The organism is Thiothrix nivea DSM 5205 (genome assembly GCF_000260135.1).
Classification (GTDB): Bacteria; Pseudomonadota; Gammaproteobacteria; order Thiotrichales; family Thiotrichaceae; genus Thiothrix; species Thiothrix nivea.
In genome coordinates, this window is sequence record NZ_JH651384.1 from 4,019,297 (window position 1) to 4,044,640 (window position 25,344).

At 56.0% G+C, this 25,344-nt stretch carries 23 protein-coding genes; 20 read left to right on the forward strand and 3 right to left on the reverse strand.

From position 1 onward, the window contains the following. Positions 1–3 precede the first annotated feature (3 nt). From rseP to THINI_RS20075, 10 genes are all read left to right on the forward strand, one after another. Positions 4–1,380 carry an RIP metalloprotease RseP gene (gene rseP / locus THINI_RS20030; protein ID WP_002710342.1) on the forward strand — a complete coding sequence of 459 codons (1,377 nt, stop codon included), beginning with the start codon at positions 4–6 and terminating at the stop codon, positions 1,378–1,380. 2 nt (positions 1,381–1,382) lie between these two features. Then, positions 1,383–3,671, forward strand: coding sequence for an outer membrane protein assembly factor BamA (gene bamA / locus THINI_RS20035; protein WP_002710343.1), 2,289 nt, complete (start codon positions 1,383–1,385; stop codon positions 3,669–3,671). Between the two features lie 8 nt (positions 3,672–3,679). After that, entirely contained in the window at positions 3,680–4,297 is a 618-nt protein-coding gene (locus tag THINI_RS20040) for an OmpH/Skp family outer membrane protein (protein ID WP_002710344.1), read from the forward strand. A 3-nt stretch (positions 4,298–4,300) separates the two neighbouring features. Then, positions 4,301–5,344, forward strand: coding sequence for a UDP-3-O-(3-hydroxymyristoyl)glucosamine N-acyltransferase (gene lpxD / locus THINI_RS20045; RefSeq protein WP_002710345.1), 1,044 nt, complete (start codon positions 4,301–4,303; stop codon positions 5,342–5,344). 6 nt (positions 5,345–5,350) lie between these two features. After that, positions 5,351–5,803, forward strand: coding sequence for a 3-hydroxyacyl-ACP dehydratase FabZ (fabZ, locus tag THINI_RS20050; protein ID WP_002710346.1), 453 nt, complete (start codon positions 5,351–5,353; stop codon positions 5,801–5,803). Then, a complete protein-coding gene (gene lpxA / locus THINI_RS20055; protein WP_002710347.1) occupies positions 5,800–6,579 on the forward strand; it encodes an acyl-ACP--UDP-N-acetylglucosamine O-acyltransferase in 780 nt (259 codons plus the stop codon). Before fabZ ends, lpxA begins: the two co-directional genes overlap by 4 nt. A gap of 3 nt (positions 6,580–6,582) precedes the next feature. Beyond that, positions 6,583–7,740, forward strand: a complete 1,158-nt coding sequence (gene lpxB, locus THINI_RS20060; protein WP_002710348.1) for a lipid-A-disaccharide synthase — start codon at positions 6,583–6,585, stop codon at positions 7,738–7,740. Between the two features lie 7 nt (positions 7,741–7,747). Further along, positions 7,748–8,287, forward strand: a complete 540-nt coding sequence (locus THINI_RS20065) for a hypothetical protein (RefSeq protein WP_050988096.1) — start codon at positions 7,748–7,750, stop codon at positions 8,285–8,287. Beyond that, on the forward strand, positions 8,287–8,856 hold the full coding sequence (gene rnhB / locus THINI_RS20070) for a ribonuclease HII (protein WP_002710350.1): 570 nt from the start codon (positions 8,287–8,289) through the stop codon (positions 8,854–8,856). Before THINI_RS20065 ends, rnhB begins: the two co-directional genes overlap by 1 nt. 136 nt (positions 8,857–8,992) lie before the next feature. Continuing rightward, positions 8,993–10,057 carry an alkene reductase gene (locus tag THINI_RS20075; protein WP_002710351.1) on the forward strand — a complete coding sequence of 355 codons (1,065 nt, stop codon included), beginning with the start codon at positions 8,993–8,995 and terminating at the stop codon, positions 10,055–10,057. 61 nt (positions 10,058–10,118) lie between these two features. Here THINI_RS20075 and THINI_RS20080 read toward each other — a convergent pair whose 3' ends face one another. After that, the gene (locus THINI_RS20080; RefSeq protein ID WP_002710352.1) at positions 10,119–11,255 is read right to left on the reverse strand and encodes a transglutaminase-like domain-containing protein; all 1,137 of its coding nucleotides are present in this window, start codon (positions 11,253–11,255) and stop codon (positions 10,119–10,121) included. Between the two features lie 141 nt (positions 11,256–11,396). Here THINI_RS20080 and THINI_RS26775 point away from each other — a divergent pair, with 141 nt between their 5' ends. The 3 genes from THINI_RS26775 to THINI_RS20090 all read left to right on the forward strand — a co-directional run bounded on the left by THINI_RS26775 (position 11,397) and on the right by THINI_RS20090 (position 13,941). Beyond that, positions 11,397–11,588, forward strand: coding sequence for a hypothetical protein (locus THINI_RS26775; RefSeq protein WP_245536655.1), 192 nt, complete (start codon positions 11,397–11,399; stop codon positions 11,586–11,588). Further along, positions 11,545–12,057, forward strand: coding sequence for a DMT family transporter (locus tag THINI_RS20085; RefSeq protein ID WP_245536656.1), 513 nt, complete (start codon positions 11,545–11,547; stop codon positions 12,055–12,057). The genes THINI_RS26775 and THINI_RS20085 overlap by 44 nt, the downstream gene beginning before the upstream one ends. 99 nt (positions 12,058–12,156) lie before the next feature. Beyond that, positions 12,157–13,941: an assimilatory sulfite reductase (NADPH) flavoprotein subunit gene (locus tag THINI_RS20090; RefSeq protein WP_002710353.1), complete on the forward strand. Its 1,785-nt coding sequence runs from the start codon at positions 12,157–12,159 to the stop codon at positions 13,939–13,941. Positions 13,942–14,026: 85 nt separating this feature from the next. Here the strand turns inward: THINI_RS20090 and THINI_RS20095 are convergent, their stop codons facing one another. Next, a complete protein-coding gene (locus THINI_RS20095; protein ID WP_002710354.1) occupies positions 14,027–14,860 on the reverse strand; it encodes a DUF2189 domain-containing protein in 834 nt (277 codons plus the stop codon). A gap of 238 nt (positions 14,861–15,098) precedes the next feature. On the opposite strand from THINI_RS20095, the gene THINI_RS20100 reads away from it, so the two are divergent. The 7 genes from THINI_RS20100 (at position 15,099) to THINI_RS20130 (ending at position 24,993) form a co-directional block, all read left to right on the forward strand. Beyond that, positions 15,099–15,836, forward strand: a complete 738-nt coding sequence (locus THINI_RS20100; RefSeq protein WP_002710355.1) for a phosphoadenylyl-sulfate reductase — start codon at positions 15,099–15,101, stop codon at positions 15,834–15,836. Then, on the forward strand, positions 15,833–17,551 hold the full coding sequence (locus THINI_RS20105; RefSeq protein ID WP_002710356.1) for an NADPH-dependent assimilatory sulfite reductase hemoprotein subunit: 1,719 nt from the start codon (positions 15,833–15,835) through the stop codon (positions 17,549–17,551). Before THINI_RS20100 ends, THINI_RS20105 begins: the two co-directional genes overlap by 4 nt. 10 nt (positions 17,552–17,561) lie before the next feature. Next, positions 17,562–18,488 (forward strand): sulfate adenylyltransferase subunit CysD, encoded by a 927-nt coding sequence (cysD, locus tag THINI_RS20110; RefSeq protein WP_002710357.1) that lies wholly within the window; start codon positions 17,562–17,564, stop codon positions 18,486–18,488. Continuing rightward, the gene (locus tag THINI_RS20115) at positions 18,488–19,756 is read left to right on the forward strand and encodes a sulfate adenylyltransferase subunit 1 (protein WP_002710358.1); all 1,269 of its coding nucleotides are present in this window, start codon (positions 18,488–18,490) and stop codon (positions 19,754–19,756) included. The genes cysD and THINI_RS20115 overlap by 1 nt, the downstream gene beginning before the upstream one ends. Positions 19,757–19,789: 33 nt before the next feature. Beyond that, the gene (locus tag THINI_RS20120; RefSeq protein ID WP_002710359.1) at positions 19,790–21,556 is read left to right on the forward strand and encodes an SLC13 family permease; all 1,767 of its coding nucleotides are present in this window, start codon (positions 19,790–19,792) and stop codon (positions 21,554–21,556) included. 192 nt (positions 21,557–21,748) lie between these two features. After that, positions 21,749–23,839, forward strand: a complete 2,091-nt coding sequence (pta, locus tag THINI_RS20125; RefSeq protein ID WP_002710360.1) for a phosphate acetyltransferase — start codon at positions 21,749–21,751, stop codon at positions 23,837–23,839. Then, positions 23,836–24,993: an acetate/propionate family kinase gene (locus THINI_RS20130; protein ID WP_002710361.1), complete on the forward strand. Its 1,158-nt coding sequence runs from the start codon at positions 23,836–23,838 to the stop codon at positions 24,991–24,993. The genes pta and THINI_RS20130 overlap by 4 nt, the downstream gene beginning before the upstream one ends. Here THINI_RS20130 and lepB read toward each other — a convergent pair. Then, on the reverse strand, positions 24,944–25,306 hold the full coding sequence (gene lepB / locus THINI_RS20135) for a signal peptidase I (RefSeq protein ID WP_040839631.1): 363 nt from the start codon (positions 25,304–25,306) through the stop codon (positions 24,944–24,946). The genes THINI_RS20130 and lepB overlap by 50 nt on opposite strands. Positions 25,307–25,344 lie beyond the last annotated feature (38 nt).

Here is a 25,344-nt window from a genome sequence, read left to right on the forward strand (position 1 = left end):
GTCATGAACTTGCTGATAATTATCCCCGCATTTCTGGTGACCATCGGGGTACTGGTGACGGTACACGAATTTGGCCATTTCTGGGTTGCCCGCAAGCTGGGTGTGAAGGTACTGCGTTTTTCCATCGGTTTTGGCAAACCCTTGTGGCAGCGTGTTTCCAATGACGCCGACCGGGTAGAGTATGCCATTGCCGCCTTGCCTTTTGGCGGTTACGTCAAGATGCTGGATGAGCGCGAGTGTGAGGAAGGTTGTGAAATTCCTGCCGAAGACCTCCCGCGTGCTTTCAACCGGCAACCCTTGTGGAAACGTGCTGCTATTGTAGTGGCTGGCCCTGTTGCCAATTTCCTGCTGGCGATTGTCGTTTACATGTTGGTGTTCATGATAGGGCAGGACGCCATGCGGCCTTATGTTGATGTGGCCAGTGAATCCCCTGCCGCGCAAGCCGGTTTTCAGCCCGGCGACAGGGTAATGGCCATCAATGGCGTTGAAACGGCGTCTTGGGACGATATGCGCATGTTGCTGGTGGAAGAATACCTGAAGTCGCCCCAACTGTTGTTCAGCGTCAGCACGCAGGATGGCGCACAAGTGCAGCGCAGCCTGGATTTGCAGGGCGTCCCCATGTTCAAGGACGAAGCGGGTACGTTAGACAAGGTAGGTATTCGCCCTTGGTTGCCTGAATATGATGTGGTTGTACATGACATCATGCAGGACTCGCCCGCCGCACAGGCAGGATTGCAAGCCAAAGACAAAATTCTGGGCATGGATGGGGTAAAGCCCGCAGGTGGGCACGCCTTTATCGAATATATCCGTGCTCATGCTGATCAGCCGATTGCCATGCAAGTGGAGCGGGCTGGTAACCAGCTGGTTCTGAACGTAACACCACGCATTGACCCGAAGACGGGGGCTGGACAGGCCACTATCGGTGCAAAACTGGAAGCCCCACCCCGTTCGGTGTTGGAGACGGCGTATTTTACCGAGTCATTCGGGCCGCTGGAATCCCTGTGGCGGGGCATGGCCAAAACCTGGCAAATGTCGGTGGTGACTTTAAAACTGATGGGGCGTATGCTCACCGGCGAAGTTGACCTGAAAAACATCAGTGGCCCGGTGACGATTGCCCAGTTTGCGGGTTTGTCGGCTTCCATTGGCTTGACCTATTACCTTGGTTTCCTAGCGATTGTGAGTGTTAGCCTTGGGGTGTTGAATTTGCTGCCCATCCCCATGCTGGATGGCGGGCACTTGCTGTATTACCTGATTGAATTGGTGAAAGGCAGCCCGGTTTCGGCAGAAACGGAAGCTGTCGGTTTCCGGGTAGGGATGGCGATCATCGGTGGATTGATGGTGCTTGCCTTGTATAACGATTTCGCACGGTTGTTAAATTAATCATGAAAAAACAAATACTTGAAATTTCTGCTTTGGGCTGCCTGCTGGCTTCCCACGCCGTTTTGGCGGCTGCTTTCGTGGTGCGTGATATTGAAGTCAATGGTCTGGAGCGCGTTGCTGCTGGTACAGTGCTGAACTACCTGCCTGCCCGTGTGGGTGAGCAGTTTGATGACCGCCAGTCGGCTGATGCTATCCGCTCCCTGTTCCAGACTGGCCTGTTTGAAGACGTGCAGCTTGGCCGCCGGGGCGATGTGCTGGTGGTGACGGTGGTGGAACGGCCAGCCATTGGTGAAATCAACGTCAAGGGTAACCACAAGATTCCGACCGACAAGCTGCTGGAAGCCTTGAAACTGCGCAATATCAGCAAGGGCAACACCCTTGACAAGGCAGCTTTGGTCACCATTCAGAAAGAACTGGCGGAACAGTACCAGGCCATGGGTTATTACGCGGCTAACATCAAGACAACCGTCGAAGCGCTGCCACGTAACCGGGTAGCGGTCAACATCAATATCAGCGAAGGCAACGTCGCCCGCATCCAGAAAGTCAAGATTGTCGGCAACAAGGCATTCCCCGAATCCGTCTTGTTGAAGCAACTGGAATCCGGCCCGAGTGGCGCACTCTCGATCCCATTCTTCAGCAGTAGTGACAAGTATTCGCGTGAAAAGCTGATGGGTGACCTTGACTCACTGGCTTCTTTCTACCGCGACCGTGGCTATATCAACTTTGATATTACTTCGGCGGATGTTTCCATGACGCCGGACAAGAAAGACATTTACCTGACCGTCGGCATCCACGAAGGTGAGCAATACCGCTTTGGCGATGTCAACTTTGCGGGCAACCCAGGCTTGTCCCAGCAGCAACTGGCGCAGGCGGTTAAAATCCGCAAGGGCGAGGTATTTTCCCAGAAAGCACTGGAGGAAACCCGCAAGAACCTGGCCAGCAAGCTTGCTTCCCAGGGTTATGCCTTCACCAAGGTCGGGGTTGACCCGGCGGTTGATGAGGCCAGCAAGCGGGTCGGCGTCACCCTGTCGGTTGACCAGGGCAAGCGCACCTATGTACGCCGCATCGACATCCGTGGCAATAACCGCACCAAGGATGAAGTCTACCGGCGCGAGCTGCGCCAGATGGAAAGCTCCTGGTTCTCCAAGGAGCAGGTGGAGCGTTCCAAAACCCGTTTGGAGCGCTTGCCATACGTTGAGGAAGCTACTATCGAAGCCGAACCGGTGGCAGGTACTGCTGACCAGATCGACCTGATCGTCACGGTAAAGGAACGCTCTTCCAACCAGTTCCGGGTTGGCGCGGGTTATTCCCAGTCCCAAGGTGTGCTGTTCAACGTCAACCTGAACCAGGACAACTTCATGGGCACGGGCAAACAGCTTGATGTCAATGTGGACAACAGCAAGGTCAACAAGAACTACAGCATCAGCTACACCAACCCGTATTACACGCCGGATGGCATCAGTCGTGGTTTCAGCACTTACTACAAGAAATACGACGCAACCAAGGAAGACATCGCCAACTACGCCTCCAACCGTTACGGCGGCAGCGTCAACTATACCGTGCCGCTGAGTGAACACGACTCCGTTTACGCCAATGTAGGTGCGGAAAAGCGCGAAGTGGTACTGGGTTCCGACCCTGCACAGCGCATCAAGGATTTCGTGGCGACCAATGGCGACCAGTATACCCAGGTTCCAGTGACGGTCAGTTATGTGCATGACACCCGCAACCGCACCATTTTCCCCACCGAAGGCCAGCGCCACCGTGTTTCCCTGCAAGCCAATGCGCCTGGCAGTGACCTGCAATACCAGAAACTCAGCTATGACGGCGCGGTTTACAAGCCGGTGACGGATAACGTGACCTTCGCGCTTAAAGGCAGGGTAGGGGCTGGTGGCGCTTCCGGTGACCTGGATGAAGTACCTTTCTTTGATAAATACTACGCAGGCGGCATCAATAGCGTGCGTGGTTTTGAACAAAACAGCCTGGGGACGCGCGACGAAAAGGATGACCCGACCGGTGGTGATTTCAGTGTGACGGGTACGGCGGAAGTCCAGTTCCCGGCTCCGTTGATGGAAGACAGTAAAAACCTCAAGATGAGTGCCTTTGTCGATGGTGGCAATGTATTCAAGGATAGCGGCGATTTCAAGTCCGATGAAATTCGCTACTCTGCCGGGGTGGGCGCGGTCTGGCTGTCACCGATCGGGCCGTTTGAAGTCAGCTACGCCAAGCCCCTGAATGCCAAGGATGGGGACAAGGAGCAAAAGGTACAGTTCAGCATTGGCGCATCCTTCTAGGTTTCGCCATGGACAAGCTCGTCAGCATGGCCAGCCGCTTCATTCGATGCTACTCAGCAGGGTTGCTGTTGATGGCCTTGTCGGGGCAGGCCATGGCGGAGGATAGTGGTGTCATTGAGCGGCCTGTACGCATTGCAATCGTCAATGTTGCCACCTTGCTGGCAGAGTCACCCCAGTCCAAGGCGGCCAATGCCAAGCTGAAGGCGGATTATCTGCCACGCGAAGAAAAGCTCGGCATCGAGCAAAAAGCCATCGCGCAGCTGGAGGAAGAGCTGGCAACGCAAATAGAGGTTTTGCCCGAGGAAGAGCGGGTACAGCGTGAGCGCGAACTGCGTGAACACCAACGTAATTATTCACGCGCCATGGAAGATTTCAGGGAAGAGGTGCGCGTTGCCCGTGACCAAGCGATCGACAGCTTGCAAACCGAAATCATCCAGGCGATTGGCGAAGTACGTGAGCGTGATCAGATAGACATCGTACTGCGGGAAAGCAATTACATCGTTGCCAGTGACAGGATCGACATAACCGCCAAGGTGATGCGTTATCTGGAAGCAAAATTCCAGCAAAAGGCTCCAGCTACCACCCGTGTTCCTATGCCAGCCCCGGACGCCGGGAAACAGGAATAATGCATGGATGAAGGTTACACTCTCCAGGAGCTGGCTGAGCATACCGGTTCCAGCCTGCAAGGCAACCCACAACTGCGGTTGCGTGCCGTTGCCCCGGTTGAGCAGGCGCAGGCTGGCGAAATCAGCTATATCCGCAACGCCAAATACAGCCGTTACCTTGAATCCTCTCAGGCCAGTGCCCTGATCCTGCCTCTTGATTTGGCGGAAAATTACCAGGGCAACTGCCTGGTCAGCCAAAACCCTTATCTTGCCTACGCAAAAGCCGTCACCTTGCTGCACGCATCTTCGCTTGCGCCTGCCGGTATCCACCCAACAGCGGTTATCGCTAGTGATGCAGTGGTGGCGGAAACATGCAGCATCGGTTCCCATGCCGTTATCGAAGCAGGCAGCAGCATTGCCAATGGCGTCACCATCGAAGCCGGTTGCGTCATTGGCCACAATTGCCACATCGGGGAAGGCAGTCATCTGTACGCCAATGTCACCTTGTACGAGGGGACGGTCATCGGTAAACGCTGCATTATCCATTCTGGTGCGGTGCTAGGGGCTGATGGTTTCGGCTTCGCCCCGGACGGCAAAACCTGGTTCAAGATTCCCCAGGTTGGGCATGTCGTGTTGGGTGATGATGTAGAAATCGGTGCCAACACTTGCGTTGACCGTGCCGCCATGGGGGTAACCCGCATTGGTGATGGTGTCAAGCTGGATAACCTGATCCAGATTGGCCATAACGTACAGATTGGCGAACACACCGCGATGGCAGCCTGCACTGCGGTAGCGGGCAGTGTACAGATTGGCCGTTACTGCCAGATTGCAGGCATGTCCGCGATTGCCGGGCATTTGAGTATTGCCGATAATGTTGTGGTAACCGGCACCAGCCTGGTTTCGCATTCCATTACCAAACCGGGGGTATATTCTTCCGGCACAACAATAGTGGAAAATACTGTCTGGCGTAAGAACGCCGTGCGTTTTAACCAGTTAGACAAATTAGCGCGCCGCTTGCAGGAATTGGAAAAACAGCTGGCGGCTTTACAAGATAAAGGGAGCAATTGAGCTGCTATGGGTACAATGAACGTTGAACAAATCAGAAATTACCTGCCACACCGTTACCCGTTTCTGTTGGTGGATCGCGTCGTGGAATACGAAGTAGGCAAGTCACTGACCGCCATCAAGAATGTTACGGTCAATGAGCCGTGGGTCAATGGGCACTTCCCGCATCAACCTATCATGCCGGGCGTCCTGATTATCGAAGCATTGGCGCAGGCAACGGGTTTGCTGGGTTTCCGTACCATGGGTGAAGAGCCGCAGACCGATACACTTTACCTGCTGGTGGCGGTTGATAAAGCCCGTTTCAAACAAGCCGTTGTACCCGGTGACCAGTTGGTGATGACAGTGGAACTGGTCAAACGTAAAGGCATCATGTGGGTGTTTTCTGCCGAAGCGCGCGTGGACGGTAAGCTGGCCGTGTCGGCTGAACTCATGTGCGCGGCGAAAAAAGAGGAGGCTGCTTGAGTAACCTGGTTCACCCGACAGCGGTTATCCATCCCTCGGCGCAACTGGCCGGGGATGTCGAGATCGGCGCGTATTCCATCATTGGTGGGGATGTGGTCATCGGCAGGGGTTGCCGCATTGGCCCGCACGTGGTGGTGGATGGCCCGATGCGGATGGGTGAATACAACCAGATTTATCAGTTTGCCTCTGTCGGCGCGGCTCCGCAGGACAAGAAATTCCAGGGTGAGCCGACTGAACTCATCATCGGTGACCGCAATGTGATCCGCGAATGCTGTACCCTCAACCGAGGCACGGCGCAGGACAAGGGCAAAACCGTGATTGGCGATGACAACTGGATCATGGCCTATGTGCATATTGCCCATGACTGTACCGTCGGCAACAACACCATCTTCGCCAACAGCGCCACCCTGGCAGGGCATGTGGAAATCCGCGACTGGGTGATCCTTGGCGGTTTCACCTTGGTGCACCAGTTCTGCGTGATTGGCGAACACGCTTTCACCGGCATGGGTTCCGCCATCGGTAAGGATGTGCCGCCGTATGCGATGGTGACCGGCGCGCCCGCCGAACCACGCAGCATCAACCTGGAAGGGCTGAAACGGCGTGGTTACAACACTGAAGCCATCCACCGCATCAAGGAAGCCCACCGTATCCTCTACCGCCAGGGTTTGTCCACCCAGGAAGCGTTAGCCAAAATTGACAGCGACTACGGCGAACACGCTGATATTCGCCTGTTGCTCGACTTCTGCCACAACAGCCAGCGGGGGTTGATCCGTTAACGCATGAAGCGGATTGCCATCATCGCCGGGGAAGCCTCGGGGGATTTGCTGGCGGCGCGCCTGATCCTGGCATTGCGCGCGCAAGCGCCACATCTCCAGTTTGAAGGTATTGCCGGGCCGGAAATGTTGGCTGCCGGGTGCATTGGCCTGTTTCCACTGGAGAAATTTTCGGTAATGGGGCTGGTGGAAGTCTTGCCCCGCCTGCCGGAGTTGCTTTCCATCCGTAAACGTCTGCTGCAACGTTGGTTGGCTGACCCCCCCGACCTGTTTATCGGCGTGGATGCGCCTGACCTTAACTTGCCGATAGAAAAAAAGTTGCACGCCGCAGGTGTTCCAACCGTTCATTATGTCAGCCCTTCCGTTTGGGCATGGCGGGCGAAGCGTGTGCGCAAGATGCGGGGCAATCTCGACCTGATGTTGGCCTTGTTCCCGTTTGAGGTTGATTTCTATCGGCAACATGGTATCCCCGCCGAATTCGTCGGGCATCCGCTGGCAGACGAGGTGGAATTCGATGCCTGCCGTTCCAGCGCCCGTGAACAGCTTGGTTTGCCACAGGACAGGCGTATCCTCGCCATCCTGCCCGGTAGCCGCCGGGGGGAAGTGCGCCGGATGGCTTTCGATTTCCTGCAAGCCGCTGAACAATTGCGGCAACGGCATCCTGACCTGCTGTTTGCTACGCCCGCCATTAACCGTCCCCTGCGTGATGAACTCGAAACCATCCGCCAGCAGGCCGCGCCGGGCTTGCCGCTTACCGTGCTGGATGGGCAATCACGCACCCTGATGCAGGTGGCAGACTACATCTTGATGGCCTCCGGCACGGCAGTGCTGGAAGGGATGCTGGCCGGAAGGCTGATGGTGGCGGCCTACCGGGTTGCGCCGCTGACGGCCTGGATCATCCGCACCTTCAAGTTGTTGAAAGTCCGTTTCGTCACCTTGCCAAACAATCTGGCGAATGAGGCACTTGTTCCCGAATTCTTACAGGAAGCGATCACGCCAGACAATCTGGCACAGGCATTGGAACAGTTGTTTGCCCTGCCCGATGAACGCCGCGCTTACATCTTGCAACGCTTCCACGAACTGCACGGGCAATTGCGCAAGGATGCGAGTCACTGCGCGGCCAGTGTTATCCTTAGGCATTTCCAGCACAATACACAGGAATAAAAGTATCATGGCCTACCTTACCAAATTCAAGCACACGGGTTCCGTGATCAGCTCCAGCAATCAGTTTGGGGCGAAAATGTTTGCCGTGGCAGCTGGGTTTTTCCAGCAATACGTGCGCGGTGTCTTTGTCGGCACGGGCAGCGGCGTGGTAGCGCAGTATTTCATCCAGGCTAACATCCCGTTTGTGTATGTGGAAAAGCATCCGGCCTTTGTGCGCCAGTTCCATGAGCGTTTTGGGGCGCATACCCCTTTGCTGGCCAAAGACTTTTTCACCCTGCCACTGGATGACAGTAGCGGCGGTCTGGCAAATTGCCTGATTGTGTCCTGTATGCCGGTGACCGGGCCATTTTATTCCGAACGGCTGGTCGAGCAATTCCGCGATGCCCTCAACAGCGGCTCCACCATCGTGCAGATGAGTTATACGCCGTTCGTGCGTCAGGTGCGTTTGTTTGAACGCTTGCAGAAAGAAGGCTTCCTGATTGAGCGGAAGGGTTCCGTATTGATGAATATTCCGCCTGCGTCCGTCTTTGTGTTGAGAAAATCCTGATGTTGGTTGCTGGAGTCGATGAGGTTGGGCGCGGCCCGCTGGCTGGCGCAGTCGTCGCTGCTGCCGTGATCCTTGACCCGCAGCAACCCATCGCTGGCCTCAATGATTCCAAGAAACTCAGCCCCAAACGCCGCGAACAATTGGCAGCAGAGATCCGTACCAAAGCACTGGCCTGGAGCCTGGGGCGGGCGGAGGTGGAAGAAATCGACCGCATCAACATTCTGCAAGCTACTTTCCTCGCCATGCAGCGGGCGCTGGAAGCTTTGGCCATGCAGCCCGATCTGGTAAAAATTGACGGCAACCGCTGCCCGAAACTGCCTTACCGCATGGAAGCCATTATCGGCGGGGACGCAACGGTGGCAGAAATCAGCGCCGCTTCCATCCTGGCGAAAGTGGCGCGCGACGCAGAACTGGTGGCGCTGGATGCGCAATACCCACAATACGGATTTGCCAAACACAAGGGTTACGGCACGGCAGCACATCTGGCGGCGCTGCGTGAACATGGCGCAACCCCCATCCATCGGTGCAGTTTCGCACCCGTCAGGGCAGTTCTGGCACAAAAAGCATAAAACATTCTGCTGAGTTGTAGGATCACAGTTGGGAAAATTATTGACCAAAGATGCATTCACCTTCAACTCTCCGTTGAGAGTAAGGTTGTTACCTGCGTGCTAAGCTTCCTGCATCCAGAACAACAGGAACGAACACATGACTTCATTATTTGACCCCGCCCAGATGGGCGATCTCCAGCTACGTAACCGTATCATCATGGCTCCCCTGACACGTTGCCGCGCCAGTGCCGGGCGTGTGCCGAATGCATTGATGGCCGAGTACTACCGGCAGCGTGCTGGCGCAGGTCTGATCCTGACCGAAGCCACTTCCGTCACACCGATGGGCGTAGGCTACCCCGACACCCCCGGTATCTGGTCAGATGAGCAGGTGGAAGGCTGGAATCTGGTCACGGATGCGGTACATCAAGCGGGCGGGCTGATTTTCCTGCAACTCTGGCATGTGGGGCGTATTTCGGATTCCAGCTATCTGGATGGTGCATTGCCGGTTGCGCCGAGTGCGATTGCTGCCGAAGGGCATGTCAGTCTGGTACGCCCGGAAAAACCTTACGAAGTACCGCGTGCGCTGGCAACGGATGAACTGCCCGGCATCGTCGATGCGTACCGCAAGGGCGCGGAAAATGCCAAACGCGCCGGTTTCGATGGGGTGGAAATCCACGGTGCAAACGGTTATTTGCTCGACCAGTTCCTGCAAGACAGCACCAACCAGCGTACTGATGCTTACGGTGGTTCCATCGAAAACCGTGCTCGCCTGATGCTGGAAGTAACCGATGCTGTCATCGGCGTATGGGGCGCAGGTCGGGTCGGTATGCATCTGGCTCCGCGCGGTGATGCGCATACCATGGGGGATTCTGACCCATTGGCGACTTTCAGCTATGTAGCAAGCGAACTGGGTAAGCGCAAGATTGCCTTCATCTTTGCCCGTGAATCTTTGGGTGAAAACCGGATTGGCCCGCAACTGAAAGCAGCGTTCGGCGGTTTCTACATCGCCAACGAAGGTTTCGATGGCAGCAGCGCTCAGCAGATATTGGATGCAGGCGAAGCAGACGCTGTGTCGTTCGGTAAGCTGATCATTGCCAACCCGGATTTACCACGCCGCTTGCAGGAAAACCTGCCGATGAACCCGCCTGATTTCAATACGTTCTACGGCGTGGGTTTGGCTGATCCGGCGGTAGGGTATACAGATTACCCCTGCGCCGATTGAGAACACTAAGTGTCGCGTTGAAATATCCACGCCAGTGAAGGCGTGGATCAGGTTGGTTTTATCAGGCCAGCGGAGCCACTTCCCGTGAAGTCAGGGTGTAGCTGAAGGTATCCGGCTTGAGGCCATTAAGACGTTCACCATTGGCAGTTTCTGCCTGCGGGTACATCAGGAACGGAACACGTTTGCCGGTGCTGCCGGGTAACGCCAGATCGTGGGCGACATTATAGGCCAGCCAGTTGGTTTCCCAGCCGCCAAACAGGGTCTTGCGTGCTGCCACGACTTTAGGGTCATCCAGACCCAGTTGGTCGGGTTTGTTTTCTTCCAGCATGACTTTGCGCACATCCGCCGGGTCGACTGCTGTCCAGCCAAAGCCACTGAGGAATACTTCTGCCCGGCAATGCTGCCCTTTGCTGACATCGCCACTCTTGCCCAGGCTGTGATAGCCAAAGCGGGAATCGGCTACCCGTAAGCCGTAGACATCGCGGGCAGGCAGGCCAGCAGCACGCGCCAGACCGACATACAGGGCATTAAGGTCGGCACATTTGCCTTTGAGGTTGCCGGTTTCGAGCATCCAGCGAATATCGCCGATACCACAGCCTTCTACCTTGGGGTCGCGCACGGTGTTTTCCACAATCCAGTCGTAAATGGCGCGCGCCCGGTCGAGGTCGTTATCCTTGCCGGTGACAATCTTTTCAGCCGTTTCGCGCACGATGCCATCGGTGGGTAACAGTTCGGTCGGCTCGGTATAAAGGGCGCGTTCTGCTGCACTGAGTTCAGGCACAGTTCCCGGTTTGTCGAAATCCACGGCACGATCACGGGTGGCAAAGCGGCTGGTGACTTCCAGCATGGGGGCTTCAGTCTGTTTCTCATCCCATACCGCGTGCAACATTTGGGTCTGGTATTTGGTATCGGTGTAAACCTGCATCTGGCTGGCGTTGCCCTGCCACAGATTCCCCATCGGGCGCATCCAGTCGTCAGCGTAAACGGATGGCAGTGGTACCCATGCTTGTTTCACGCCTTCAGCGGTGGGCAGGTTTAGCCGGGAAACCAGCTCGAAAACCCGCCATCCGCTGTCCGGTGTCGGGGCAAAAGCTGTTGCAGCAGCGGCTTGAGGGCTGGATTCGGCTGCCCAGATGCGGTTCATTGGCAGGCTTAACGCGAGCAGCGAGGCGGATTTCAGAAAAGTACGACGTTCCAATTGTCATTCTCCTTGGGTCAATAGTTGGCTTTGGCGCCTGATGACAACAGAAATCGGTGCTCAAGCCCGTAAAGAATGCGAGGGTATCGGGATCGTTATACAGTGGCAATACCATAATGCCTTATCTGTAAAGGGTCAGCCATGTCATACCTTTGTCTCGCTTTACTTACTTTGCTGACCATGATCGCCTTTGCGGGTAATTCGGTGCTGTGCCGTATTGCCTTGAAGGAAACGCCGATTGATCCGGCTACGTTCACCAGCATCCGGCTGATTTCCGGTGCTATGGCTTGTGGCAGGGGGAGCGCCAGAACAAACAGCAAACCTTCGGGCTGATACTGGCACTGGCGGGGCTGATCGGGTTGTTGTTGCCGGGGCTGTCTGCGCCGCCATTGACTGGTTCCGTATTAATGATTATTGCTGGGGTAGCGTGGGTGTGTATTCCTTGCGTGGTAAAGGTATTTCGGGTGATCCGACACGGGTGACAACCGGAAATTTCCTGCGGGGGATGGTGTTTGCGGTATTACTGAGTGTGTTGTTCATCAACTCGGCAAATCTGGATGCGGTCGGGGTGGGGTATGCGATTGTCTCCGGTGCAGTGGCTTCCGGTATGGGCTATGCGTTGTGGTATTCGGTGCTGCCAGTTTTGAAGGGAACCACGGCAGCAACCGTACAGCTTAGTGTGCCGGTGATTGCGGCGCTGGGAGGGATTTTGTTTTTGGGTGAAGCACTTACACTACGATTTGTGCTGGCTTCAATGGCGATTCTGGGGGGTATTGCCTTGGTGATCCTGAAGAAAACCTGATATTTATCTTTTTTAGAGATATTTTTATCTAAATATATCGTTTTTTTCGCTTTGAGTTGTCGTTGATACTGCTGTCATTCAATTTCAGGGAGCCGTGCCATGTTATTAAGTCCACAACAATTCCAGCAGGTCAGCGGAGCCGTGCATGGCCTGACACCTGCGCAACTGGCTTGGGTGAGTGGCTATATCTCTGGCCTGAGCTATCAGTATGATGAAACCAGACTGGCTCAAAGCACGTCTGCGGCGTTTCCGGCAGCAGTCAGTCAGGGTATCAAAACCACCATTCTTTACGGTAGTCAGACCGGTAATAGTAAAAAGGTAGCGGAACAGTTGCTGGCTCGCCTGCAAGCTCAAGGTTCCACTGCGGTACTGGTCAACATGAAGGATTACCGTTCGCAGCAGCTGAAAAAGGAACAGCGTATTGTTGCTGTCATCAGCACCCACGGTAATGGTGAACCACCGGATGATGCCCGCGCATTTTTCACTTTCCTGCAAAGCGAACGTGCCCCGCGTCTGGAATCGCTGGAATATGCCGTGTTAGCGCTGGGTGATTCCAGCTATGAAGAATTCTGCCAGACCGGGCAGGTGTTGGATCAGCGTCTGGCCGAACTGGGCGCGAAACGCCTGCTGGAGCGGGTGGATTGCGACGTTGATTTCACCGCTACCGCCCATGACTGGCAGCAGCAGGTTGTCGGGAAAACCCCGTCAGTGCAGGCCGATAACAACATCCATTTCAACCTGAACCCACTGGCGGAACAGGTAACGAAGGTGCTGGAATACTCTGCCGACAATCCGTTTCTTGCTGAGTTGTTGACCAATGCCATTCTGACCGATGATGGCTCGGAAAAGGATGTACTGCATCTGGAGTTTTCACTGGAAGATTCCGGCATTGATTATCAGCCGGGCGATATTCTGGCTGTGGCTTTTGACAACGACCCGCAATTGGTGGATGAAGTTCTCAGTCTGGGCAGCTGGTCAGCAGATGAAAAAGTGCAGCTCAAAGGCGAGGCAATCAGTTTGCATGAGGCCCTGCTCCGCCAGCGTGAATTGCGTAGCGTCACCCGTCGCCAGCTGAAAGCCTACGCTGAAACCATCGGCCACCCGGAATTACAGGTAGCTGCCGAAGATAAAACGGCCTTGCAGGACTGGTTGTATGCCGCTGACTGGGTTGATGTATTGCGGGAATTTGCGGGAACACTTTCTGCCCAGCAACTGGTCGACATCCTGCGCCCCTTGCAGCCGCGTCAGTATTCGATTGCATCCAGCCCGACAGCACACCCCGATGAAGTTCACTTGCTGGTCAAGCGGGTGGAATATGCTTACCAGAAGCGTACTCATCTGGGTGCTGCTTCCAACTGGCTGGCACGTTTGCAGGCAGGGGAAACAGCGGCTGTTCATGTCAAAGCCAACCCCAATTTCAAGCTGCCTTCCGACCCGCAGGCAAAAATCATCATGATTGGTGCTGGCACAGGTGTGGCACCTTTCCGTAGTTTCCTGTTTGAGCGGGAAGCGCAGGATGTGCAGGGTAATAGCTGGCTGTTTTTCGGTGAACAGCACTTCCGCACCGATTTCCTCTATCAGGCCGAATGGCAGCAGCTATTGGCCAATGGGACGCTGGAACGCATGAGTGTGGCGTTTTCCCGCGATCAGGCTGACAAGATTTATGTGCAACACCGTCTGCTGGAAGCGGGGGCGGAAATCTGGCGGTGGCTGGAGCAGGGGGCGTATGTCTACGTGTGTGGCGACATGAACCGCATGGCCAAAGACGTACATCAGGCATTGCAGGCTATTGTGGCGACTCACGGAGGTAAAGACCCGGAAGAAGCCTCAGCATGGTTAGCCAGCCTCATGAGTGAGCGTCGTTACCAGCGCGATATTTACTGATTGTTCCGTGTTTAAAAAGGCAATCCCCCAGTCCGGCATGGAGCAGGGGGATGCTTTTCAGGAGAGTACGTGCACTCATCGTTGTTTAAACGGATTTTCCTGTATCAACCAGATCGCGGTAAGCGTGCCAGCTGGCATGTGCAATCAGTGGGAACAAGACGATCAAGCCCAGATAGAAAGTGGCGATACCAAGCATCATGGTTGCAGTAATGGTCAGCGCCCATGCCAGCATCGGCATCGGGTTTTTCATGACGGCACGCAGACTGGTCGCGCCTGCGGTCACGATGTCTACATCCTTGTGAATCAGTAACTGGGCAGTCACCACGCCAGTGACAAACGCAACTGCCGCAAATAACAAACCTGTCAGGGTAAAGCCCAGCACCATCCAGAAGCCGTTTTCCATTGCCATGATGCTGCCGACCATATCGGCAAAGCCAGCATTGGACACCGTGTCACTGTCGGCATGGAAGAATAGTGCTACAGCCAGTGCGGATGCACGCACCCAGGCAATCATCATGACCCCCAGCGCCATGGCATAAATGCCCAGACTGAACACATTGCGGTTTAATGCCAGCATGGAATGCCGGAGGGTGGGTGGTTCATTATCCTCAATCCGGCGACTCAGGTCATACAGCCCGACGGCCAGAAACGGCCCTACCAGCAGGAAACCGGTCGTACAGGCAGCAATGAACAGCGGGTTGGCATCTGCCACCAGATTCAACATTATGCCAATAATGGCAAATACGGCGCCGTAGGCAAGGCTAGCTGATGGATTGTGTTTGAGGTCATTCCAGCCCGCCATCATCCATTGCTGAATATGCTGGATACCTACTTTGCGCACGGGGTAACTTTGGAACAGTTTGCTTGTATCGGGCGGGGAGCTCAACGGCTCATCGTGTTTACTCACATAAGGTTGCATGGCAGCCTCCTTTGATTCATTCCGTTGTTAATGTCTGCTGAGCATGTCAGCCAGTGAATGAGACGCTGACATGAGAATCAGTATATCCGAGTGATTTACTCGGGCAATTAACCCCGTGGTTGGTGGTTTAAATAATAGTTAGCGATTAAGAAGATATTTATATCTAAATATATCGTTTTTTTCGATTTAATGATTCATGGATACTGCTTCGCATAATCTTTTTACGAGGTAACAAACCATGACTCTGAACACTGCACCGTTGCAAACCCTGAATGCCGAATTTGCTGACCTGATGCTGGATGAAGCCCTGATTGCCCTGCGCCAGCGCTTCGACGGGCGTATCGCCTTTTCCACCAGTCTGGGGCTGGAGGATCAGGTGATCACCGACGCCATCTTCCGCAACGATCTGGATATTGAAGTTTTTACTCTCGATACCGGGCGCAACTTCAGCGAAACCTACGACGTACTGGATGTGACCCGCAAGAAATACGGCCAGCCGATCAGGGCTTACTACCCGCAAACAGAGGCTATCGAGCATTACGTCACTCTCAAGGGCATCAATGCGATTTACGAATCCGTCGGGAACCGCAAGGAATGCTGCTACATCCGCAAGATTGAGCCGCTGAACCGCGCCTTGCAGGGTGTGCAGGTGTGGATTACCGGCTTGCGCGCAGCCCAGTCCGCTTACCGCGCCGACATGAACCTGTTTGAACGGGACGAACAGCGTGATTTGCTGAAATTCAATCCGTTGCTACACGCTGTTACCAACGAGCTGTGGGGCGATGTACGCAAACACGACATTCCTTACAACCAGCTGCATGACCAGTTTTACCCCAGCATCGGCTGCGCGCCCTGCACCCGCGCGGTGGCTGCGGGCGAAGACGAGCGTTCCGGGCGCTGGTGGTGGGAAGCCCACAATCAGGAATGCGGCCTGCACGATGGTACCCGTAAACCACAGGAGCAGGCAGCGGTATGACGGCACGAATTGACCCCAAGCCACTGAACGAGCTGGCGGCCAACGGTTCTGCGGTCGAACACATCAAGGATCGCAGCGACTACCTGCGCGGCAATCTGGCGGATGACTTCCGCAACCCGATTACCGCCGCCATCAGCGAAGACAACGTGCAACTGGTGAAATTCCACGGTTCCTACATGCAGGACGACCGCGATGTACGCCTGCACCGCCAGGAAAAGAAACTGGAACCGGCGTATTCCTTCATGATTCGCCTGCGTGTGCCCGGTGGTGATTTAAGTGCCGCGCAATGGATCAAGCTGGACGACATCAGCAACCAGTACGGCAACGGTACATCGCGGATTACCACCCGCCAGGCATTGCAGTTCCACGGCATCATCAAGTTTGACATGAAAAACACCATCAAGGCGATGGATGCTGCCCTGCTCGACAGCATTGCCGGGTGCGGTGATGTCAACCGCAACGTGATGTGTACGCCTGACCCGGCACTGTCGCGGGTTCATGCCGAGGTATTCCCATGGGCGCAGAAAATCAGTGACCACTTGCTGCCGCAATCGCGTGCCTACCACGAAATCTGGCTGGATGAGGAACAGGGCAAAACCCTGGTTGCCGGTGGCGAAGCCGCAGAAACCGAACCGCTGTACGGCAAGCACTACCTGCCGCGCAAGTTCAAGATTGCGATTGCGATTCCACCCTTCAACGATATGGACGTGTACGCCAATGACATCGGCCTGATTGCGGTGGCAGAAAACGGTCATCTGGCCGGTTTCAATGTCGCGGTTGGCGGCGGGCTGGGCATGACGTTCGGGCGGGATGACACCTACCCACGGTTGGCCTCAGTGATTGGTTTCTGCACGCCGGAACAGGTGCTGGAGGTGTGTTTCCACATCGTCGCCATCCAGCGCGATTACGGCAACCGGCAGGATCGCAAACTGTCGCGCTTCAAATACACCCTTGATCGTTTCGGGCTGGACTGGTTCCAGCAGGAACTGCATGAGCGGCTGGGTTTTGCCCTCAGCAAGGTGCGGGCGTTTGAATTTGCCACCACTGGCGACCGTTTCGGCTGGCGTTCCAGTACCGATGGCTTGTGGCATCTGGGGCTGCGGCTGGAATACGGGCGGGTGCTGGATAACGATACCCACCGTCTGAAATCTGCCTTGCGGGCAATCGCACAGCAAAACCTCAGCGGTTTCCGCATGACCGGCAACCAGAATCTGATCCTGACCGGGGTGCGCGAAGCCGACATTGAGGTGGTGGAAAACATTCTGCATGAGCATGGCTATGCACCGGATGCCAGCCACCTGTCCGGCTTGCGGCGTAATTCCATTGCCTGCGTGGCGCTCAATACCTGCCCACAGGCGATGGCGGAAGCCGAACGCTACCTGCCTGATCTGATCAGCAAGCTGGAAGTGTCGCTGGATAAATACGGCTTGCGCCATGACGACATCAAGATCCGCATGACCGGCTGCCCGAATGGTTGCGGGCGTTCCGTGCTGGGTGAAATCGGCCTGATCGGCAAGTCGCTAGGGCGTTACAACCTGTATCTGGGGGCTAGTTTCAACGGCGACCGCTTGAACCGGCTGTACCGGGAAAATCTGGATGAAGCCGCCATTCTCACCGTGCTGGATGAGCTGTTTACTGCTTATGCAACGCACCGGCGTGAAGCGGAAAGCTTCGGTGATTTCGTCATTCGTGCGGCTTATGTGAATCAGGAATAAAGGACTCAACATGTTTTTCAGTCAACAACAAACTGCCCGTAGCGGTCTTTCCCATCTCGACTGGCTGGAGGCCGAAGCCATCCACATCCTGCGCGAAGTGGCGGGGCAGTGCAGCAACCCGGCGCTGCTGTTTTCCGGTGGCAAGGATTCCATCTGCCTGCTGCGGCTGGCGGAAAAAGCGTTCCGCCCCGGACGTTTCCCGTTTCCGCTGCTGCACATCGACACCGGCCACAATTACCCGGAAGTCATTGCTTTCCGTAACCGCAAGGCCGAAGAACTGGGCGAGCGTCTGATCGTGCGTTCGGTGGAAGATTCCATGCAACGCGGCACGGTGGTACTCAAGCACGCGGATGAATCGCGCAACAAGCACCAGTCCGTCACCCTGCTGGAAGCGACCGAGGAACACGGTTTCGATGCCTGTATCGGTGGCGCGCGCCGCGACGAGGAAAAGGCGCGGGCGAAGGAGCGTATCATGAGTTTCCGCGATGAATTCGGCCAGTGGGATCCGAAAAACCAGCGTCCGGAACTGTGGAACCTGTACAACGCACGCAGCCACAAGGGGGAAAACATTCGTGCTTTCCCGATTTCCAACTGGACCGAACTGGACGTGTGGCAATACATCGAGCGCGAAGGGCTGGAACTGCCGAATATCTACTTTGCCCACCAGCGTCCGGTGGTCAAGCGTAACGGTGCAATTGTGCCCGTGACCGACCTGACCCCGGCCAAAGCGGATGAGGAAATCATCAATCTGCAAGTACGCTTCCGCACTGTTGGCGACATCACCTGTACGGCTCCTGTCGAGTCTGATGCGGATTCGATTGAAAAAATCATTGCCGAAACGGCGACCACCACCATTACCGAGCGCGGCGCAACCCGGCTGGATGACCAGGCCAGCGAAGCCGCCATGGAACAACGCAAGAAAGAGGGCTATTTCTGATGACACAGTTTGTTGAAGACCACGGCCTGTTGCGCCTGCTGACCTGTGGCAGCGTGGATGACGGTAAAAGTACCCTGATCGGGCGGCTGTTGTTCGATTCCAAGGTGATTCTGGCGGATACCTTGCACGCGATTGAAAAAACGTCGCAGAAACGCGGAATGCAGGAGGTTGACCTGTCACTGCTGACCGATGGCTTGCAGGCCGAGCGGGAGCAGGGGATTACCATCGACGTGGCCTACCGCTATTTTTCCACCGGCACGCGCAAGTTTATCATCGCGGATGCGCCGGGGCATGAGCAGTACACTCGCAACATGGTGACGGCGGCTTCCACTGCCAATCTGGCCATCATTCTGGTGGATGCGCGCAGGGGCGTGCTGACCCAGACCCGCCGCCATTCCTGTCTGGCGCATCTGGTCGGGATTCCGCACCTGCTGGTGGCGGTGAACAAGATGGATCTGGTCGATTACAGCGAGGAGCGTTTTGAGGAAATCAGACGCGATTATCTGGACTTCGCTGAGCAACTCGGTATCCATGATGTAGGTTTCCTGCCTTTATCCGCCTTGAAAGGCGACATGGTGGTCGAGCGCGGCGACAGGCTTGACTGGTATCAGGGGCCGACTCTGATGGATGTATTGGAAACCTCCCCCGGCGTGGAGGGCCGCCTGACCCAGCCATTCCGCTTCCCGGTGCAGTATGTATGCCGCCCGCAGGACTCGGCCAACCCGGAATTGCACGATTACCGGGGTTTCATGGGGCGGGTGGAATCCGGCCATATCAGGGTGGGCGATAGCGTTACCGTGCTGCCTTCCGGCCTGACCAGTATCATCAAGGCCATCGAGCTGGGTGGCGAAGGGCTGGGGGAAGCCATTACCGAACAGTCTGTAACCTTGCTGCTGGCGGATGAAATCGATATTTCGCGCGGCGACATGATCGTGAAAAGCGGTGAACTGCCAACCCAGAGCAAGCAACTGGAAGCCACCGTATGCTGGCTGGCGGAAACGCCGCTGGATCGGGCGCGTACTTACCTGATTCGCCATACCACCCGTGACAGCAAGGCGAAACTGGCTGGTATCGAATGGCGGGTGGATGTCAATACGCTGGATAAACAGCCAGTAGAACAACTGGCGATGAATGACATTGCCCGTGTCAGTTTCAAACTGGCGCAGCCTTTATCGGTGGATGCCTATGCTGACAATCGGGCGACCGGTGCTTTCATCGTGATTGATGAAAGCACCAACAATACGGTCGGGGCAGGCATGGTGCTTTAACTTCAGGAAGGTTGTTACAGGAGGGATTGCTGTATGGGTTGGGAAGGGATGCTGTCTACCCTGTTGGTGCTGGGCGTGCTGGGTTTTCTGGCATTTTCCCGTATTGCGCCTGATCTGATCCTGATGGCGGCACTGATCATTCTGCTGGTCAGTGGGGTTGTGCCGCCGGAGGAGGCTTTCGCCGGTTTTGCCAACACCGGCCTGATGACGATTGCCGCGTTATACATTGTCGCAGCGGGCTTGCGTGAAACTGGCGCAATCCAGTGCATTACCCGCCGTTTGCTGGGGCAACCGAAAACGGTGCGTGGTGCACAGTTCCGCATGTTGCTGCCGACTGCGGGATTGAGCGCCTTTCTCAATAATACCACCGTGGTGGCGATGCTGATTCCAGCTGTTCAGGAATGGAGCCAGCGCTTGAAACTGCCACCTTCCAAACTGTTGATGCCGCTGAGTTTTGCCGCCATTCTGGGGGGAACCTGTACGTTGATAGGCACCAGTACCAATCTGGTGGTGAATGGTTTGTTGCAGGAAAAAGGTTATCCAGGGCTTGGGGTATTCGACATTAGTGTCGTGGGGCTGATGTTGTTACTGGTTGCAGGCGCGTTTCTGCTGACCTTTGGCAACTCTATATTGCCCGACCGGGGTGGTGTCGATGAAGGTCTGGAAAGCCTGCGGGAGTACCAAATTGATATGCTGGTAAATGGTTCTACCTTGGTTGGTCAGAGCTTGTCAGAGGCAGGCTTGGTGAATCTGGGCTTCGGCCATCTGGTAGAGCTGACCCGGGGCACAGTCGTGATTCAGGGGCCGTCGCGTGACTTTATTTTGGAGGAAAATGACCGCCTGTCTTTCATCGGCGTACCACGTTGCGCACATGAGCTGCGCAGCATTCAGGGCTTGAAACCGGCAAATGAGGATATTCACCGGCTGGACATTGTGCATTTCCGCCGCCGTCTGGTGGAGGCCGTAATCGGCCCGGATTTTCCTTTTCTAGGCATGACCTTGCAGGAATGTGACTTTCTCGGTTCTTATCAGGCGGTGGTATTGTCGGTGTCACGGGGTAGTACGTCTGCCCTGCCGGATAATGGGCTGGGAGTACATCTGCGGGTTGGTGATACCTTGCTGCTGGAAGTCGGCAAGGAGTTTGCCAAACAGTACCGTTTCCGTAAGGATTTCCTGCTGGTTAGTGCCCTGGAAGACTCCAGCCCGCCCAATTTCCAGAAAGCACAACTGGCGCTGGCCATACTGGCTGTGATGGTGGCTTTAAGTGCATTCGAGATTGTACCGATATTGCAGGCAGCATGGCTGGCTGCCGGTGTCATGTTAATCACCGGTTGTATGAATGCGGGGCTGGCGCGGCGCTCCATCGATTTCTCGGTGCTGACGGTGATTGGTGCTTCGTTTGCCTTGGGGGAGGCAATGAGTTCTACGGGTGCGGCCAAATTTCTGGCGACACAGCTGATGCAAAGCCTGCCATTGACGCCGGTTATGGCGCTGGTGGTGGTTTACGCCATGACCGTCATGTTTACCGAATTCATTACCAACAATGCGGCAGCGGTGCTGATGTTCCCGATTGCAGAGGCGATAGCGGAACAACTGGGTGTCAATCTGACGCCATTTGCCATTGCCATCATGTTTGCCGCTTCCGCCAGTTTTATTACACCGATTGGCTATCAGACCAATTTGATGGTGTATGGGCCGGGTGGCTACCGGTTGACCGATTACATCCGGTTGGGGTTACCCTTAAGCATTTTGGCGGGGTGTGTCACTATCCCCACCATTTTATGGTGCTGGCCTTTGTAAGATGAAACTGTCAGATACGGGTGGGTGAAGATAAAAAAAGCCTGCGTTCATCGAATGATCACAAAATCTCATTGGCAGCCGCCGCCCGATTGATTATGATAAATGCTGCAATGCACAATACCGCAGGGAAGGTTTCACAACATGAATAAACATAACAATCAGTGTGCGTCATTCTGTAACAGGGGATAGACCGTGTTTCACAGTGTTTATATAGCCGGGGCGGAGCCCCGTAGCGGCAAGTCGATCATCGTGCTGGGCATGATGGAAATGCTGCGCGCCATGACGCCTAAAGTGGGTTTCTTCCGCCCGGTGATCCGTGAGAATAACGGGCATGACCCGCTCATCCACCTGATTTCCAAACGTTATGCGCTGGAAGTGGCCGGTAGCGAGCTGTACGGCTGCACCGAAGATGTGGCAAGGCGCATGGTGGCGGAAGGCCGTCATGACGAGTTGCTGAAACTGATCCTGGCCAAATACCGTGCCGTGCAGGAAAAGACTGACATCGTGGTCTGCGCAGGCACTGACTTCGCCGGAGCCAATACCGCGCTGGAGCTGGATTTCAACGCTACCTTGGCCAACCATTTCGGCTGTCTGTTCATGCCGGTGGTGAAAGGTTACGGGCGTACTGCCGGGGAAATCGCCGACGCGGTGCGGATACTGGAAGAACATCTGGCCGCCGGGCAGCATTGCGAGTTACTGGCCGCCTTCGCCAACCGCGTGCCGCCGGAGCAGGTCGACAGCCTCAATGAACTGTTGCAAGGTTCCCGCTTCCCGTTTTTCGTTTTGCCGGAACGTTATTCGCTGGAGCGCCCGACCGTGGGGGAAATCGCCCGCGAACTGCGGCTGGAGTGCCTGTACGGTACGCCGCAGTCGTTCAACCACGAAGTTTCCCGCTACAAGATTGCGGCCATGCAGGTGCAGGATTTCCTGCGCCATCTGGAAAATTGCAGCATGGTGATTACGCCGGGTGACCGTTCCGACATCATTCTGGGTACGCTGGCAGCGGATGTTTCCACCGCTTATCCGATGATTGCGGGCATGATCCTCACTGGCGGGCAACGGCCGCCGCCTGATGTCAGCGCCTTGCTGGAGGGGATGAACCCGTTACGCCTGCCGATCCTGCTATCACCGTGGGATACGTTTGAAACCGCGCTCAAGGTCAACGAAGTCGAGAGCATGATCCTGCCTTCCGACGAGCGCAAGATTGCGGTGGCGCTGGGTTTGGTGGAATCCTGCGTCGACATGCACCAGTTACGCGAGCTGATCATCCAGAATCCGGGCAAGCGTATGACGCCGCTGATGTTCGAGTATGAACTGATCCAGCGAGCCAAGTCACAGCGCAAGCACATCGTGTTGCCGGAAAGTAGTGATGAGCGCGTGTTGCGGGCGGCGGAAATCCTTTCCCTGCGTGATGTGGTGCAGGTCACGTTGCTGGGGGTTGAGGAGGAGGTAAAAGCCAAAGCGGCTCACCTTGGCCTGAAACTGCGTAATATCGCCATCATCAATCCGCGTACTTCGCCCTTGCGGCAGGAATTTGCCGATGCTTATTACGCATTGCGCAAGCACAAGTGTGCTACCCCCGCGCTGGCGTGGGATACGATGGTGGATGTCAGCTATTTCGGCACCATGATGGTTCACCTCGGCTATGCCGACGGGATGGTGTCGGGGGCAGTTAATACCACCCAGCATACCATCCGCCCGGCGTTTGAAGTGATCAAGACCAAACCGGGCTGCGACCTGGTTTCCAGCGTGTTTTTCATGTGTCTGGAAGACCGGGTACTGGTATACGGTGACTGTGCCGTCAATCCGAACCCGGATGCAGCGCAACTGGCCGACATCGCGGTCACGTCTTCCGACACCGCGCGCATGTTCGGTATTGAGCCGCGCACTGCGATGCTGTCGTATTCCACCGGCGAATCCGGCAAGGGGGCGGATGTGGAACGGGTACGTGCTGCCGTGCAGCTTGCCCATGTCCGCAGGCCGGATCTGAAGCTGGATGGTCCCATCCAGTACGACGCGGCAGTCGACGCCAGCGTAGCCAGTTCCAAGATGCCCAACAGCGAAGTGGCAGGCAAAGCGACGGTATTCATCTTCCCCGACCTGAATACCGGCAACAACACCTATAAGGCGGTGCAGCGTTCCGCTAACGCGGTGGCCATCGGCCCGGTGCTGCAAGGCTTGAACAAGCCGGTCAATGACCTTAGCCGTGGCTGTACCGTGACCGACATCGTGAATACCGTGGTGATCACCGCAATACAGGCGCAGCAGGAGGCGGCAGCATGAAAGTTCTGGTGCTGAATGCGGGCAGCTCTTCCATCAAGTACCAGGTGTTCGCGATGGCGGATCAGCAGGTGTTGGTGAAAGGGCTGATCGACCGTATCGGTGAAGCGGGCAGTGAAATCGCTTCGCATCATCAATCGCTGGAGCGGATCATCCAGCATTTGCAGGCGAGTGGCGTCACGGTCGACGCCATCGGCCACCGGGTGGTGCACGGTGGTGAACGCTTCCACCAACCGGCGCAGATCGACGCGGATGTCATTGCCGCCATCCGCGCCATGATTTCGCTGGCTCCGCTGCACAACCCGGCCAATCTGGAAGGTATCGAGGTAGCGCAACGCCTGTTCCCCGACGTGCCGCAGGTGGCGGTGTTCGATACCGCTTTCCACCAGACCATGCCGCCGGTCGCATTCCGTTATGCGCTGCCGGAAAGCCTGTATCGCGAGCACAAGGTGCGCCGCTACGGTTTCCACGGCACTTCACACCGCTATGTGGCACAACAGGCGGCGCTTTATTTACAAACTGGCTTGGCTGACCTCAACCTGATTACCCTGCATCTGGGCAACGGGTGCAGCGCCACCGCGATTGCCGGGGGCAAAAGCGTTGATACCTCGATGGGCATGACCCCGCTGGAAGGGTTGGTGATGGGAACCCGTTGCGGTGATATTGACCCGGCGCTGCATTTCTACCTGCAACGTGAAACTGGCCTCGATAGCGCGGCGCTGGAATCCTTGCTCAACAAGCACAGCGGCCTGAAAGGCGTCTGCGGCGTCAGTGATATGCGCGAAATCCAGCAGCGGGCCGAGAAAGGTGACGAAGCCGCGCAACTGGCCGAGGCCATGTTTGCCTACCGGGTGAAGAAATACATCGGCGCATACTTGGCGGTGCTGGGCAAGGTGGATGCCATCGTGTTTACCGGCGGAATCGGTGAACATTCGGCGCGCATCCGCGAACTGGTGTGCCGTAATCTGGAAGGCTTGGGCGTGGAGCCGGATTGGGTACGCAACTGGCTGCCGACTGACGGGGTTCTGGAATTCCAGCAGCCGGATGCACCGCTCAGGCTGCTGGTGGTTCCAACCAATGAGGAGCTGGAAATTGCACGCAGTACGGCTACTTTAGTACTTGCCCCATCCGCTCCCACTTCACCTCATTCCCCTTGACCGACAGCCACACCTGACGCGCCTTGCCGATGACATCCTGCAAGTGCACCGTGCCGAAAAAGCGGGAGTCGTTGCTGGCGGCGCGGTTGTCACCCAGCACGAAAACTTCCCCAGGCGGAATGATCATCTCCGTCTGCGGCAGCTTCGGGTTGGTGTTTGCCCAATAGACCTGCCATTGTTTTTCACCATCCGTTTCGGTCACGAACAATGCGCCGTTTTTATCGGTTTCTTCGGCAATCGCCGGAACAACCAGAAACGCAAAGCCAAGAAACAGCCAGTTACAGGATTTTTGGTGTTTTGGTCTAACAGGCATGTAGCCGGGGGTTTTCTCCACCCCGGACAATGAAAGAT

Bases quoted from the DNA above. Each gene is read 5' to 3' on its own strand.
- rseP (WP_002710342.1), top strand. From the start codon at position 4: ATGAACTTGCTGATAATTATCCCCGCATTTCTGGTGACCATCGGGGTA.
- bamA (WP_002710343.1), top strand. From the start codon at position 1,383: ATGAAAAAACAAATACTTGAAATTTCTGCTTTGGGCTGCCTGCTGGCT.
- THINI_RS20040 (WP_002710344.1), top strand. From the start codon at position 3,680: ATGGACAAGCTCGTCAGCATGGCCAGCCGCTTCATTCGATGCTACTCA.
- lpxD (WP_002710345.1), top strand. From the start codon at position 4,301: ATGGATGAAGGTTACACTCTCCAGGAGCTGGCTGAGCATACCGGTTCC.
- fabZ (WP_002710346.1), top strand. From the start codon at position 5,351: ATGGGTACAATGAACGTTGAACAAATCAGAAATTACCTGCCACACCGT.
- lpxB (WP_002710348.1), top strand. From the start codon at position 6,583: ATGAAGCGGATTGCCATCATCGCCGGGGAAGCCTCGGGGGATTTGCTG.
- THINI_RS20065 (WP_050988096.1), top strand. From the start codon at position 7,748: ATGGCCTACCTTACCAAATTCAAGCACACGGGTTCCGTGATCAGCTCC.
- rnhB (WP_002710350.1), top strand. From the start codon at position 8,287: ATGTTGGTTGCTGGAGTCGATGAGGTTGGGCGCGGCCCGCTGGCTGGC.
- THINI_RS20075 (WP_002710351.1), top strand. From the start codon at position 8,993: ATGACTTCATTATTTGACCCCGCCCAGATGGGCGATCTCCAGCTACGT.
- THINI_RS26775 (WP_245536655.1), top strand. From the start codon at position 11,397: ATGTCATACCTTTGTCTCGCTTTACTTACTTTGCTGACCATGATCGCC.
- THINI_RS20090 (WP_002710353.1), top strand. From the start codon at position 12,157: ATGTTATTAAGTCCACAACAATTCCAGCAGGTCAGCGGAGCCGTGCAT.
- THINI_RS20095 (WP_002710354.1), bottom strand. From the start codon at position 14,860: ATGCAACCTTATGTGAGTAAACACGATGAGCCGTTGAGCTCCCCGCCC.
- THINI_RS20100 (WP_002710355.1), top strand. From the start codon at position 15,099: ATGACTCTGAACACTGCACCGTTGCAAACCCTGAATGCCGAATTTGCT.
- THINI_RS20105 (WP_002710356.1), top strand. From the start codon at position 15,833: ATGACGGCACGAATTGACCCCAAGCCACTGAACGAGCTGGCGGCCAAC.
- cysD (WP_002710357.1), top strand. From the start codon at position 17,562: ATGTTTTTCAGTCAACAACAAACTGCCCGTAGCGGTCTTTCCCATCTC.
- THINI_RS20115 (WP_002710358.1), top strand. From the start codon at position 18,488: ATGACACAGTTTGTTGAAGACCACGGCCTGTTGCGCCTGCTGACCTGT.
- THINI_RS20120 (WP_002710359.1), top strand. From the start codon at position 19,790: ATGGGTTGGGAAGGGATGCTGTCTACCCTGTTGGTGCTGGGCGTGCTG.
- THINI_RS20130 (WP_002710361.1), top strand. From the start codon at position 23,836: ATGAAAGTTCTGGTGCTGAATGCGGGCAGCTCTTCCATCAAGTACCAG.
- lepB (WP_040839631.1), bottom strand. From the start codon at position 25,306: ATGCCTGTTAGACCAAAACACCAAAAATCCTGTAACTGGCTGTTTCTT.